Here is a 14,469-nt window from a genome sequence, read left to right on the forward strand (position 1 = left end):
ACGCGTATGACACCACCACTCCTCCTGTGCACGGATCTCGACCGGACGCTCATTCCCAATGGCAGCGAACGCGAATCACCGGATGCACGACCACGTTTTCGACGTTTCGTTGCCAACCCCCAGGTGACACTTGTCTATGTCACGGGCCGTCATGAGGCGCTCGTGCGCAAGGCCATCGCTGAGTACGACTTGCCCACGCCGGATTTCGTCATTTGCGATGTGGGAACGAGTCTCTATCACGTCACCCACAACGCCTGGCAACCCGTCACGGCCTGGCGTGACGCGATTGCACCGGACTGGGCGGGGCAGTCTGCCGCGCGCTTCATCGAGGTCTTCGCCGACCTGACGGAATTGCGTCTGCAGGAGCCCGAGCGTCAGGGTCGGTTCAAGCTGAGCTACGAAACGCCGTGTGAACTCGATGTGGATCAACTCAAGGAAAGACTTCAGCAACGTCTCGCGCCCTTGCACGTCAAGGCCAGCCTGATCTGGAGTATCGACGAAGCGGCCGGGGTCGGACTGCTCGACGTTCTCCCGGCCTCTGCCACCAAGTTCCACGCCGTGGACTTCCTGATGCGGCGCCTCGGTCATGACCATGACACCACCGTCTTCGCGGGCGACAGCGGGAACGATCTCGAGGTTCTCATCAGCCCGATCCCCGCCGTCCTGGTCGCTAATGGACATCCCGAGGTCCGCGCCGAGGCCCAGAAACGCGCCGTGGCGCTGGGCTTGAGCGACCGACTCTACTGCGCACGTGGCGATTGGTCCGGCATGAACGGACATTACAGCGCCGGGATCCTTGAGGGGATCGCCCATTTCCGCCCCGACCTCACTCCGGCCTTGACAGCCACTGCCGAGGCGCGTTGAGGCCGCACGCACGCAGGCCACCCGCTCTGGAGAAGATGCATGCCCGATCATCCGATCGACCCACTGAACGTCGATATCTTTGGTGAAGTCCTCTTCGACTGTTTCCCCGACGGCAGACGTGTCCTCGGCGGTGCCCCATTCAATGTGGCTTGGCATCTGCGTGCCTTTGGCGCCGCGCCACGGTTGATCAGCGCCGTGGGCGACGACGCCGACGGCATGCAAGTCCGACGCGCCATGCAGCAGTGGCGAATGGACACAAGCGGACTGCAAACCGACCCCAACCACCCCACGGGCGCGGTCCGCGTCCGCCTCGAGCAGGGCGAGCCCAGCTACGAGATTATCCCGGACCGTGCCTTCGATCACATCCGGCCACCCGAGCGGCCCTCGAGTGCGCCCGTGCTCTATCATGGCACCCTCGCCCTGCGCCGCCCGACCTCGGCGAATGCGTTACAAGGTCTGCGCGAAACGGCCCCGGGCATGCGCTTCCTCGATGTCAATTTACGCGATCCTTGGTGGTCACTCGAACAGACGCGGGACTTGCTGCAAGGTGCCCATTGGGTGAAGCTCAACCGCGCGGAACTGAGTCTGCTGAGCGGACTCGCGGCAGCGAGCGAAACGGCTCTGCGCGAGCAGGCCGCGGTCTTTCTGCGGACCTACGCGTTGCGTGGACTCGTCGTTACCCTCGGCAGCGAGGGTGCCCTGGCACTGAGCCGCGAACAGGCGCCCGTGCGGGTTGCACCAGAACCGTCCGCAGCGATCCAAGATACCGTCGGCGCGGGTGACGCCTTCGCCTCGGTCTTCATCCTCGGTCTTCTGCGTCAGTGGCCCCTCGAGAGCACACTCGAGCGGGCGCAGTCCTTCGCCTCGCGCATCGTGGAACAGCGTGGCGCAACCGCTGCCGACCCCGGCCTGTACGAGCCCTTTCTCGAGCGTTGGGAGTAAAGCGCGCGCGTGGCGAATGTCCTCTCCCACACCAACGCATCATTGAAAACCACCCATTTCGCCTAGGATCGGAAGCGCCGATGTACGAACAGGTCTCCCACGCCCTCCTCAACGACATTCTCGATGAACTCAGCAACGAGATCTGCCGGCAGGATCTGCGGCATTTCTTCACCCGGCTGGGCGCCAATTTCTATGCCATCCATTCGCTGTTCTTCCATCTCTATGGGCATCGCGAGGACTTCAAGGCGCAAATGGTGCACCTGACCGAGCGTCTCGCGCGTGCTTACATCGACCGTCCCGACGTGCTCAAACAGATCGATATGGCCCGCGAGGAAGACCATAACTGGTTCCTTGGGCAACAATGGGTGGGGATGGCCCTCTACAGCGACGGCTTCGCCGGCAATCTCCAAGGGCTGAAGGAGCGCCTCCCCTATTTACAGGAACTCGGCATCAACATGGTTCACGTGATGCCGATTCTCCAATGTCCGCGGGGCGCCAGTGACGGTGGCTACGCCATCAGCGATTTTCGCAACATCGATCCCCGCGCCGGCACGGTCGACGACATCCGCGCGCTCGCTGACTCCATGCGCCGCCGCGACATGCTGCTCACCCTCGACGTCGTGGTCAATCACACCTCGAACGAACACGAATGGGCACGCCGCGCACAGGAGGGCGACCACGATTACCAGAACTTCTACTATTGCTTTCCCAACCGCGACGTTCCGGACATGTTCGAGGCGACCATGCCCGAGATCTTCCCCGAGACCGCGCCCGGAAACTTCACCTGGGACGAGTCGATGGGCAAGTGGGTGATGACGGTCTTCAACCACTACCAATGGGATCTGAATTACGCCAACCCCGCCGTTTTCATTGAGATGGTGGACATCATCCTCTTCTGGGCTAATCAAGGGGCGGATATCGTCCGCCTGGACGCCGTCGCCTTTCTTTGGAAAAAGATCGGCACCAGTTGCCAGAATGAACGCGAGGCCCACCTGATCCTGCAGCTCATGAAGGACTGCTGTCAGGTCGTAGCGCCCGGTGTGCTCTTCATCGCCGAGGCAATCGTGGCCCCATCGGAAATCATCAAGTACTTCGGCGAGGACGCGGTCATCGCGAAGGAATGCGAGATCGCCTACAACGCCACCTTCATGGCCCTGCTCTGGGACGCCGTCGCCACCAAGAACGCCAAACTGCTGAACCAGGGCATCAAGAGCCTGCCAAACAAGCTCGACCGTGCGACCTGGTTGAATTATCTACGGTGTCACGACGATATCGGTCTGGGTTTCGACGACGCCGACATCCGGGCCTGCGACTACGATCCCTACTCTCACCGTCGTTTTCTCGTGGACTGGTACACCGGCGCCTTCGCCGGCTCACCCGCTCGTGGGCGCCCCTTCGGCGTGAACCTCAAGACGGGTGACGCACGCATCGCCGGTGCCCTCGCCTCGCTTGCCGGACTCGAGGCCGCGCTCGAGGACAACGATGAGCAGGCCATTTCCGAGGTCGTCGACCTCATCCTGATGCTGCACGCCATGATCATGTCCTTCGGTGGCATCCCCTTGATCTGGTATGGCGATGAGATCGGTACCCTCAATGACAACTCATTCCTTGAGGACAGCCACAAGGCAAGCGATGCACGCTGGATCCATCGCCCACGGATTGACTGGTCACGCGCCGAACGTCGCCATCTCAACGGCACGGTCGAACGGCGCATCTTCGAAGGGATCAAGCGCATGATCAGTGTGCGCAAGGACACCCCGGCCTTCGCTGATTTCAACAATCGCGAACTCGTCGATGTCGAGAACCCCCACTTGTTCGTCTTCCTGCGCACCCATCCGAGTCTCGCGGCGAATTCGGTGCTGGTGGTCGCCAACTTCGACACCAAGCCGCAATACCTGGATCTGGAAACGCTCAACCGCCGTGGTCTCTTTCGCTATGGTCAGATCACCTGCCTGGCCTCGGGTGACTCGCCTGCCATCTTCAACAACCGCGTCGTGGTGCCGCCCTATCATTTCTACTGGCTGTCGAATCAGCGCCCTGGTGCCCTGTTCGAGGATAGCTTCGGCGCGATTCCACGTCGCTCCCTCTCCTGAGTCGCCGCGGAGTCCTTCATCATGTCCGAACCTCCAACCGCGTCGCCGCAGACCCTCTCCAGCGTCACCGTCCTGGGCACCGGCGCACTCGGCGGCTTTTATGGATCACGGCTGCTGCTTGGGGGCTGTCAGGTGCGCTTCATCGCGCGCAGCGATTGCGCGATCCTGCGCCGCGACGGCTTGCGTGTCGACTCACCGCTGGGTGACCGTCACCACGCCCCGATCGAGGTCTACGCGGCGTCAGACCCCGTCCCGGCCAGTGACTGCGTCCTCATCGGACTGAAAACGACGGAAAACCATCGTCTCCCTGAACTGCTCCGCCCCCTGGTCCATCCTGGCACCATCATCCTGAACCTTCAGAATGGACTGACCGCCGAGGAGGAACTGGTCGCGGCCTTCCCCGAGGCGCGCGTGATCGGTGGGGTCTGTTTTCTGTGCGCGAACAAGATCGGACCAGGACGGATCGCCCACCTCGACTATGGTTCGATCGGCCTGGCTCCGGTCCACGAACGCGACCGCCACTTGCTGGCGCCCTTGATGGAGCGGTTGGCCGCGGGCGGGATCACGACCGAGGAGCTGCCATCACTCGCGGATGCACGCTGGCGAAAACTTGCCTGGAACATTCCCTTCAACGGTCTTTCGGTCGTCTTGAACGCCAATACCGATGTCATCATGGCCGACCCGGATGCTCGGCGTCTCGCCACGCAGTTGATGACCGAGGTCGCACAGGCGGCGGCAGCCTGCGGGCATCCGTTCGCGCCCGGCTTCATCGCCGAGCGACTGGCCCTGACCGAACGCATGACACCCTATGCGCCCAGCATGCGCCTGGATTATCTCGCGCACCGCCCCCTGGAGATCGAGTATCTCTACCGCCGCCCGCTGCGCGAGGCCCAGTCACGGGGTCTGCGTCTCACCGCGATCGAGATGCTCGCCGATCAATTGACCTTCCTGGAGCGTCATCACCAGCGGAATCCCGAACCCGGGCGCTGACGGCCAGGCGAGGCCTTCGGTGGGGCAGCTGTTGACCCGCGCGACCGCCATTGGGCCGCGCCGCGTGCAAGCGATCGGGCTGCGTGTCACATTGGCCGTTCGAAGACCAGGAGTGATTCGACTTCTCGCACCCCCAGGACATCGGCCGCCAAGGCCTCCGCGACCTGCCGCTCCGCCAACGAGGTGACGCTCCCGCGCAGCAGGACGACGCCATCGCTCGCGCTCACTTCGATGCTGCGTGCATTCACCGTCGTGTCGTACTGCAGCACGGCCTGTACCCGATTCGCGATCCAGTTATCGGAGCGCGGTTCCGCGGCAATCACCTCTTGGCGCGCACGATCCTCCGTGAGCATGTTCGGATCGACATTGATGTAGTTGAAGACCTCACGCACCCCTTCGGTCGTGCGCGCCAGGGTCCCTGCCACATCGTGTGGCCCTGAGGCGCCGATTCGTCCTTGCAGCCGGACGATCCCCTGGTCGATCTCGAAATCGATCCCAAGCCCGGAGGTACTGCGTTGCCAGCCGAGCCGTTGCCGGATCTTGGTCGCGGTGTTCAGATCGGCAACCGCGGCCGCCAGCGGTCCTGGCGCATCGGCGAAGGTGGCACCGAGCGTGAGCGCATTGTCGATCGGCACCTCACCACCGCCGACCAAACGCGCCAGATCCTCGGCCAGCGCGCGCTCGACCTCACTCGGCACCGCGCCTTCAAGCCGTAGCCCCTCGTCGGCGGACTGCACCCGGAGCTCATAGGCGCCAAGGTGTGGGTTCAGGGCGATGATGGTCTCGACCTTACCCGCTAGGGTGACAGACTCATCAGCCAGTGCCACCGGCGCGAGCCAGAGCAGGCTTAAGAGGGTAAAACCGGCCAAAGGATCTCGTATTCTGTTCTGTCTCATGGCTGATGAACTCCAGACTCATCCGATTAAAGGGCGTCCACGGACGTGACATTCGGGCTCCTGACCCGGACCCGACCGGTTTCCGTCCAGGCACGCTGCTCAGGGCGATACATGTCCTCGACGGTTGCCGCGGGTTGGAGAAAGACACCCGGTGAAACGGCCCGCAGGCGATAGGCCAGTTGAAAACGATGTGGTGCGCCGCGCGCGCGATCCACCGCGGCGATGAACCGATCCGCGCGGAACTCAAGATGTTCGGCGACCTCCTCGAGCGCCAACCAACCGAGGTCGCCAATCTCGCCCGCACGCAGCAGATGCGGATTCTCGATCTCCAGTCCCGCGGGCAGGGGGTCGTCGACGATCAAGCGTGCTTGACGACGGTCAGCTGCCGTGATCGTCAGCACCGCCACCAGGCGATCACCCTGCACGATGGTCTCCGGATCGACCCGCCGTCCGTTCACGTCATAATAGGCACGTTCGAGCCGGTACCCCTGGCCACCAGCGGGCTGTGGGGTCACGGGAATCCCGGAGTGCGTCACCACCGCGGTGAGTCCACGCTGACCTTGATTCGCCACGACCACTGGTAATGCCGCCGTAGCCTGCTCATCAATCCGGCTGAACCAGGGACCCTCCCAGGGCACACCGGCGATGCTCAAGCGCGGTCGCTCCGCGCCCTGCATCAAGGCGGCGGCGGCCAACAGCATCCAGGCATCCTCTTGGGGGCTGGTCGGCCGTAGATCAGCCTGGTGCCGCGCCAAGCGCCGCGCCAGGTCTTCTAAAACCACCCCGCTCGCATCCGCCTCCGCGGCGAGGGTCAGCACCGCCGCGCCATCGCGCAACGCAGAGCCGTAATCCATCCGCCAAGCACCATCATCGTCGTCGGTGCCCAGCATCGCAACGGCAGCGGCGAAGACCCGATCGGCGCGCGCACGGTCACCATAGAGCGCCAACGCGGCAGCGAGCTGTGCCTTGGCCATGGGGGTGGCAAAGGCATCGAGCTTCGACTCGGCATAGTAGCGAAGATCACTGATGGCCGCTCGCCCATTGCGCGCCAGCACATAGAGCGCATACGCGATCTCCTCGCCGCCACGGCTGAAATCCGGCACATAGGCCAAGCGATTGCGCAGATGGTCCAGGGCCATCGTGAAGGCGGTGTCCGGAACCGCATAACCCTGCTCACGCGCACGGGTTAGGACATCGGTGACATAAGCGTCGAGCCAGGGATCATCACCACCGAGCCCCCAGAGGCCAAAGCTTCCATTCGCGGATTGATTGAGCAGGATGTCGCCGATCGCCTCGTGCACCTGTTGCGCGATGGTGGACGGCGTGCCGAGCCCGATCAGGCTTGCAACCTCATCGAGATAGAGCAGGGGCAAGACACGACTGGTGAGTTGTTCCGTGCAGCCATAGGGGTACCCATCCAAGCGCAAGACTAACCCGGCGACATCGAGCGCCTCCGCCCCCGTGATGGAGGCCGTCAGTTGCGCGGTGCCCGGTACCATCCGTGACCAACCCTCCGTGTCCAGTGGCAACGTGCCGCCCGGGGGCAACTCGACGATCGAGGAGTGCGAGACGCGCGCGGCATTGGCACGAACACTCAAGCGCAGATCCTTGGTCAGAACCTGACCATCGGGCGTTTGCAAGGCCACGCGCAATGACGCCTCACCGATCGCACGCGCCGTTAGCGGAATCGTCACGTCGGCCTGCCCACCGCCGTCAAGCAGCAGGGTCTGTTCGCGCTGCTCGGGCGGAATCTCGATCACTTCCTCGCCACCCGTCATCGAGAGGGTCATGGCCCCCGCGGGTCCATCGAGATGGGTGAATTCGAGCCGCAGACGCGATTGATCATCGGGGGCCAGGAAAGGCGGCAGACTCGCCATGATGACGACTGGATCGCGGATCACCACATCGGAGACGGCGTGCCCGACACCGTGCGCCGACCAGGCCATGGCCATCAGCCGAATCGTCCCATTAAAATCCGGGACCTCGAAACCGATCACGCCCCGCCCATCCGCATCAAGGCGCAGGATCTCGGATTGAAAAGCCATCAACGCCTCCGTCGGCGGCGCACCCTCGAGACGAAGCTGCAGCCGGTCTCCGCCCGCGCGGACGATTCCGGGCACACCCTGCATCCGATCGATGAGCTGGCCATAGAGGTCGCGGATCTCCATCCCGAGGCGGCGCTGGCCGAAATACCAACGATCCGGCGCCGGGGCTTGATACCGGGTCAGGTTGAGAATCCCAATGTCGACCGCGGCCATGGTGACATGGATGGGTTCACCGGACGTTGCATTGGCCACCTGCAGAGGGATCTCGAGTCGCTGGCGCGGTCGGTGGGCCCCGCCCGATGCCGCGGGCGGCACCGCGAGTCGCAGATCCAGCTGACGCGGTCCCGGATCGATGCTTGCCCAGGTGATACCCAGCGCGCGCCCTGGCATGCGGCGCGCGGCGAGATCCATTGGGCGATAGAGCGCGGCGGTGACATAGGCACCGGGGCCCCAGGCCGAGGTGACCGGCAACGCAATCGTCGCGCCCTCCTCGGGCACGGGCAGAGCGCGCATCTCGATCAACCGATCGTCCATCACCATCACCAGCGCGATGCCGGCGAAGCGTGGCTCGATCCGCGCCCGTAGGGTCTCACCCACACGATAGCTGGGGCGATCCAGGACCACCTTGATTAGGTCCGGCGTATCGACCGCGCTCGCAGCGACGGACCAACCGGCCTGGAAATCCAGATCGACCGGCCAGACCGTGCCATCCTCCCGCTCAACGCGCAGCCGATAGCTGCCCCACTCCACCCGCGCCTCGATGCGTGACGGCGTCGTTTCGAGGTCCGTTGCGGCGTCTTCCAGATGACCCGCGGCGATCCGTTGCGTCGACACCATGGGTTCATAATTCCAGCGCCCATCCGATTCGTACCACTGAAACCGGGTTGTGAGTCGCGAGAGCGTCCAACGCAGCCCCGCCGGGGACTGCAGCTGATCATCGGGGCCAGCCAGGATGACCTCGAACACGGCATTGCCACCCTCCTCGACCGCCTCTTCGAACAGGGGCTTGACCCCGATTCGCGCCTGACTGGGGATGACCGGGAGGGTAAGCGTGCGCTCGACCGGTCGCGCACTGCCTTCGCTCACCCGCACCTGGACGGCGGCCTCCAAGGGACGCGTGGTCGGGGGCAGTTGCGGATTGGCGAGCTGGATGATCGCCTCGCCCGTCGCATTGGTCCGAGTCGTGGCGAAGGGGGTGGCGAGCGCTTCAACCGGCTCACTGTTCAGACCGAACTGGTAGCCGGGAAAGGCAGCGAGACCCTCGGCCGGCTTGATCTGGACCTCGCCCTCCACCGGCTGATCAGCAGCCGGTGGACCGAACAGGTACCGTGCCTGCACGGCGATCTCGAGCGGGTCGAGTGGATTCAAGCGCGCGTCCGCGGTGTGTAGATCGACACTGATGCGCTCGGGCACGAAATCCTCGACCAGAAAGGTCACCTCGGCCAGCGCGGGCGCCGCGGGATCACTGTAGGTCGCGGCACGCCAGGTTCCGCGCATCGCCGACCGGCTCAGTGACAGGCTCGCGCGGTAACCGCCGAGGCCCTGATCGGCGGTCAGAACCCGAGCGTGCTCGACCCCGTCAGGACGCTTGAAAACGAAGGTGATTGGCAAATCGGTTACGGCATCCGCGCGGGCGTCGCGGACCAACGCCGTGAGTTGAACCGACTCCCCCGGACGATAGGCGCCACGTTCACTCACGAGATAGACGTCGAGTGGCTGCGGCGGCGCACGCCCCGTCACGCCACGGTCGCTCAGATCGAACGGACTCTGCGTCAGGTCGAGGAAACCGAAATCCCCATCCGCCCCTTCAGCAACCAGCAGGGCCGGAGCGTTGCCCCCCGTGCCCCGCAAGCGTCCGGGCTCAAAGCGCACCACCCCATCGGCACCACCCTTGACCTCCGCAAGGAGGTCGTCGTTTAAAGCGATCAGGCGTAGGGTCACATTGGGCACGGGCTGCGCGCTTGAGAGCGAACGCACGATCGCGTGCAGCCCATCGTTCCCGGAAAAGGCCGCAAGACCGAGATCCGAAACCAGAAACCATTGGGTGGCCAGCGTGTCGGAGGGTTCGCGCGCATTCTGTGCCTGTGCGGTCATGGCATAGATCCCCGGGCGCAGATCCTCGATCAGTTCACCGACCGGGACGGCAGTGGTGACGTCACGATTCAGACGGCTCACCATTGGTGACTCGATCTCGATCGTGCCGTGCCAGACCAACTCGCCCGAGCGGTTGGCGATCTGTTCGGCGTCCCAGCTCGAGAGCTGTTGGCGAAAGCGTCCGCTGCCGACCGCAGCGGCCAGCGCTCGGTCGCCGATGCGGTACACCTCGGCGTCGATTCGCTCGGTGTTGACCGACACCACTGGAATCGATGGCTCCCCGCCCTTGGGCAAGACGTAGGCGCGGCCGAGAAATCGCACCATCGGATCGCGATCCCGCACGAACAGCTCCAGTTCCACCGACTGAGCGAGTCGTTCTCCATCAGCCGCGGGCACACCCGAGCGCACTTGAACCCGATAACGGGAACCGTGCTCGACGCCATCGATGCAGAGTTGACTGGATTCCACTTCGACCGGCAGATCGGCGCGCTCAGCCACGCGGATGTAATCGGCGTACTGGCCGAGATCTGGAGCCAGGGGATCGCTGAATTGCACGCAGATGCGGGGGCTCGCGGCATTGGCATCGATGTCATGGCCAATCACCCGAAAGCCATGCTCACTCAGGAGCTGCTCGTAGGTCGCACGCCAGCTCGCCTCCTCGCTGAGCGCCAGCGCACCGCGCAGTGCCAGGATCGCCGGCCGCCAGAACTCCTGCGCCACCAAGGTCTCGGACAGGACCGCCAACGCCATCGCGCGTTGCGGGTCGCTCAAGGCCTGCCGATAGGCGTTGATTGCGGCCGCCGTGGCCTCCTCGCGCGCCTGTCGACGGGCGTCCCAATCGCGCGGATCGGACGCCATCAGCGCCGCGGCAAGTCCAAGCCACAGGTCTTGGTCGGCGGGTGCCAAACGCAGTGCATCGGCATAGCGATCAGCCGCGCGCAGGGGGTTCGTCGCGACCAAGGCGCGGGCCTCGGCGCGCAGTGTGGAGAGATCTTGCTTCGGTGGTGGCCCCGCGGCGATCCGCGCCGCCAGCCGTTGCTCGGCCTCGATCAGAGCCGCGGGCAGGAACCTGAGCTCGGCATCGCGGCTCGCCGTCCGCTCCGCGTTGGTCGCGCCCACTGTGCCTTCCAGAACCCGCCCGGAAACCGCATCCGCAAAGGGGCGTGGATCAGCGAAGTCCTGTTTGAGAAAACACCAGCCGACCTTGAGGTTGTAGGTGAAGGCGAGACACGTCTCATCGGCCTGACAGGCATCCCGACAGGCCGCCAGATCGACATCCGTGAGCGTGTCATAATCGCCCCCGAAGTAGTCGATCCCGGGCATCATGGTCATGACGCGGGCACCCGGATCCTCTGTGTCGGCGCCGAGCACGGCCGTGGTGATGAGTCCGAGCCCCCCGAGCAGGATCCAACCCGCCGAACGGATTCCTCGTCTGAACATCATCGTTGCTCCGTGGTAATGGCACGACCGTGACTACCTCAAGGGGTGAAAGACTCACCCGCGCGGCGGCTCGCTCACCAGGTCGATCGCGAAGCGACCGGGGGGATCTCCACCGCGGATTCGCGCCAGACCAGCCGTTGCGGCATCCCCGGCCTGCTGTGTCAACGTCGGCACCCGCGCAGTTGCATCGCATAGGTCTGCGCCTGCCGATCGACCCGGCGCGCGACCCGCATCAACCAGGCCTTCTGGCGATAGGTCCCGCGTTGGAAGCCCCGATGCCCCTCATGATAGGCCAGATACTGACGATAACCGTCGTTTTTCGGAATCCCGAGGGTGCGTTCGGTCACATCCGTGTACCAACCGACGAAATCGACGGCATGACTGAAATTCGTTCGCTTCGCGCGCCGATGGCCCGTCTGCTCCCGGTACCATTCCCAAGTGCCATCGATCGCCTGTGGATAGCCGAAGGCGCTCGACACCCGCCCCGGAGGACGCGCATCGTGACGAAAACTCGACTCGGCTTGAATGATCGCCAGTTGAATGCCGATCGGCGTTCCCCACCGTTGCTCCGCGCGCTTTGCCGCGCGGTACCAGCTCGGACGCTCCTGGAAGATCGCACAGGCATCAAGTGGTTTCGCGGGAGGAGGCGGTGCCGAGGCGCAACCAGTCAGGAGCACGACGCCGATGACGAAAATCAGCGCGATCGGGGTCGTTCCGCGGCGGCCCCCAAGCGGGTTCAGCAGTCGCAAAATGTCCCTCGAATGGGCCGCGCAACGCCAACCTAACCGCTCGCGAGGAGGAGCCAAGCGGACACGACGTGGTGAATTAGGTGAAAATCCCTTAACACTCATCGAAAGTAAGGGTTAATATCCGATTGCTTGACGGGATTGGCGAAACCCCTGGAGTGCGTGGGTTCCGCCACACACATTCACCACCTCGCCCTATCAGGAGGGTTCGCCGTGTTCAAATCGAATGGCGCCGCCTCGTCGGAGACACCGAAGAAAGCCAAGAATACTGATCAAGGTTCGTTATTGATCGCATTACTTCCGCTCGTGATCCTCTACGTCGCGGCCATTACCTTGATCTCGCTGACGCGATCTGACCTATCTGGAACCATACCCTACTGGGAGACGTTCCTCCCAGTGGTGGCCTTCATCTCACTGTTGTCCGGTTTCGGCCCAGCCTACGTGCGTGATCAACCCTCGCTGCTCTACGTGCTGCAACAAGCGCTCCATTGGGGCATCTTGATCGGCCTGCTGTGGCTGCTCCATACGCAGGGCGTGCGAGCCTCGCTCAATGAACAGGAATACCTGATCATGATGCTCTATCTGCTCGGCCTCGGAAGCCTGTTGGCGGGCCTGCACATGGATTGGAAATTCGCCGTGTTTGGTGCCTTCATGGTGTTCTGCACCTTTGTTCTCTCCTCGCCGGAAAACACGGCACTATTGGGAACGATCGGCGACACCTTTGGGATCACCAACGCGCAAGAGCATCCCATGACCTTTATCGCTATCACGGGTTGCGTGGCCTTTTTGGCGAGCACCTTGATCCTGATCGGCACGCGCGGTGCCATCATGTCCAAGCGCGCGGCTGCGGCCAGGGCGTAACCTAACCGCCTCCCCCGGAATGCGTTGCTCGCCGTCACGAGCGCGCGCCGGGGGCGCGTCGGAACAGTCTCAAGAAATAGCCGGCACGAACGCGATCACCACCGCGAAGGCGTACCAGCAACCCACCCAGGCCCGGCGGTTCGCACCTCAGCGGAGGTGCTGGTCAAGCGCCCGCGCCCTGGTGACAATTCCTCGATGACGAGACGCACCGTCCGCACCCGGGGCCTCGCCCGTTCGTCCAGTATCCCGCTCCGAGCAACGCATCGATCACCTTGAGGTTGGGGTCTGCTGGGATGCAGATCACAGCACTGCTGGTTGCGGCTCACCAGGTCAGGGTCTTGGTGTCCTCGGCGAAGAGCGCCCCTCCCGTCAATTCAGGGTTCCCGAGTTGCACCCCGGGGATCACATCCTCCTCGGTCACGCCATAGTGCTTCATGCACATCGGGCAGATCAGCACGCGTGCGCCCTGTTCGATGAGGGTCCCCAGACGCACCTGATGCGGGCCAAAGATTTCGGATTGTGCACGCGCCCCAATCCAGACGCCTTTGTCATTCAGGAAGATCGTCAGTGGATGTCCCCGCTCGAATTGTCTCTCACCAAAGGTGATGGCCATGTCGGCACGGTGGGGATCATCACTCGTCAGATTGATGAAGAGTGGGTCCTCATCACCGGCCCAGGCCGGTGCCATGAGCCCAGCGGTGAACACGGCCAGACCAAACAGGATCAAGGAGAATAAACGCATCATCAGAGTCTCGTGGAATCATGTTGAACGAATGGACACAGAACGAATCCACGCCGCGCACCGGCTGGGTTCATTCGTGTGTCCGATGATTGCGGTGGCCTTGCCGACAGGGCGCGCAAACAGATGATGCCTCCCGTCCTGGATTGCGCGTGACACGGACCACCGCGGGTACCGACTCGCTGTCATTCGGATGACCGATCCGCGTCACTGGTCCTGGGCTCCAGGATCAAATCGCCGTCCTGGCGCGAGGCCAGACGAGGGGACCTGTTCGCCACTGGACCCTGACCCAGAACCTGGCCAAGCAACTGTTGCGAGCGCTCGGCGATCAGTCGCGAGTCGAGGCGCCGTGGCGCGAACAAGAGCGTCCGCAGCGCGCGTTGATCTTGATAGAGCACCAGCTCCGGCGTCGGTGCGAAGGGCCGTTCCAGGCTGATGCGCGCCACCCGTCCCAAATTCACCCCGCGACCATCGTCGAGCAAAATCAAATGAGGTGCAATGCCACGCGCCGGATCCGGGCGGGGAAATGCGATCACGTCGAGCAAAACGAATGGCTGGCTCGTGTGGCGAATCCCCAGCTGGACTGCGGTGGGCTCGAGTTCCACCAGGTAGACGTCCGCGCCAATCGCACCACGCAAACGCGCCACCTGATGGGCATAATCCGCACTTGGCCACACGGCTGCGGCGTCAGTCTCGCCATCGATCTCGACGTTCATCCTACCCTACTGGTTGCCGTTGCAGATTCGATCCGGGCGCTGG

10 protein-coding genes are annotated in these 14,469 nt (G+C 63.7%); 5 read left to right on the plus strand and 5 right to left on the minus strand.

Going from position 1 to position 14,469, the window contains the following annotated elements; translation table 11 throughout:
- Nucleotides 1-6 precede the first annotated feature (6 nt).
- The 4 genes from CKO25_RS04845 to CKO25_RS04860 all read left to right on the plus strand — a co-directional run bounded on the left by CKO25_RS04845 (nucleotide 7) and on the right by CKO25_RS04860 (nucleotide 4,889).
- A complete protein-coding gene (locus CKO25_RS04845) occupies nucleotides 7-864 on the plus strand; it encodes an HAD-IIB family hydrolase (protein WP_200386799.1) in 858 nt (285 codons plus the stop codon).
- Between the two features lie 39 nt (nucleotides 865-903).
- Nucleotides 904-1,806 (plus strand): carbohydrate kinase family protein, encoded by a 903-nt coding sequence (locus tag CKO25_RS04850; protein ID WP_200386800.1) that lies wholly within the window; start codon nucleotides 904-906, stop codon nucleotides 1,804-1,806.
- An 80-nt stretch (nucleotides 1,807-1,886) separates the two neighbouring features.
- On the plus strand, nucleotides 1,887-3,899 hold the full coding sequence (locus tag CKO25_RS04855) for an alpha-amylase family glycosyl hydrolase (protein ID WP_200386801.1): 2,013 nt from the start codon (nucleotides 1,887-1,889) through the stop codon (nucleotides 3,897-3,899).
- Nucleotides 3,900-3,920: 21 nt separating this feature from the next.
- Nucleotides 3,921-4,889 (plus strand): 2-dehydropantoate 2-reductase, encoded by a 969-nt coding sequence (locus CKO25_RS04860; protein ID WP_200386802.1) that lies wholly within the window; start codon nucleotides 3,921-3,923, stop codon nucleotides 4,887-4,889.
- A gap of 86 nt (nucleotides 4,890-4,975) precedes the next feature.
- Here the strand turns inward: CKO25_RS04860 and CKO25_RS04865 are convergent, their stop codons facing one another.
- The 3 genes from CKO25_RS04865 to CKO25_RS04875 form a co-directional block, all read right to left on the minus strand.
- A complete protein-coding gene (locus CKO25_RS04865; RefSeq protein WP_200386803.1) occupies nucleotides 4,976-5,785 on the minus strand; it encodes a BON domain-containing protein in 810 nt (269 codons plus the stop codon).
- 26 nt (nucleotides 5,786-5,811) lie between these two features.
- A complete protein-coding gene (locus tag CKO25_RS04870) occupies nucleotides 5,812-11,367 on the minus strand; it encodes an alpha-2-macroglobulin family protein (protein ID WP_200386804.1) in 5,556 nt (1,851 codons plus the stop codon).
- Between the two features lie 158 nt (nucleotides 11,368-11,525).
- Nucleotides 11,526-12,113 (minus strand): transglycosylase SLT domain-containing protein, encoded by a 588-nt coding sequence (locus tag CKO25_RS04875; RefSeq protein WP_338115065.1) that lies wholly within the window; start codon nucleotides 12,111-12,113, stop codon nucleotides 11,526-11,528.
- Between the two features lie 210 nt (nucleotides 12,114-12,323).
- On the opposite strand from CKO25_RS04875, the gene CKO25_RS04880 reads away from it, so the two are divergent.
- Nucleotides 12,324-12,971 (plus strand): hypothetical protein, encoded by a 648-nt coding sequence (locus CKO25_RS04880; RefSeq protein ID WP_200386805.1) that lies wholly within the window; start codon nucleotides 12,324-12,326, stop codon nucleotides 12,969-12,971.
- Between the two features lie 322 nt (nucleotides 12,972-13,293).
- Here the strand turns inward: CKO25_RS04880 and CKO25_RS04885 are convergent, their stop codons facing one another.
- Both CKO25_RS04885 and CKO25_RS04890 read right to left on the minus strand, forming a co-directional pair.
- Nucleotides 13,294-13,716 (minus strand): DsrE family protein, encoded by a 423-nt coding sequence (locus CKO25_RS04885; protein WP_242467415.1) that lies wholly within the window; start codon nucleotides 13,714-13,716, stop codon nucleotides 13,294-13,296.
- A gap of 179 nt (nucleotides 13,717-13,895) precedes the next feature.
- Entirely contained in the window at nucleotides 13,896-14,426 is a 531-nt protein-coding gene (locus CKO25_RS04890) for a hypothetical protein (RefSeq protein WP_200386806.1), read from the minus strand.
- Between the last annotated feature and the right edge of the window lie 43 nt (nucleotides 14,427-14,469).

This window comes from Thiocapsa imhoffii (genome assembly GCF_016583985.1).
In the GTDB taxonomy this organism is placed as follows: Bacteria; Pseudomonadota; Gammaproteobacteria; order Chromatiales; family Chromatiaceae; genus Thiocapsa; species Thiocapsa imhoffii.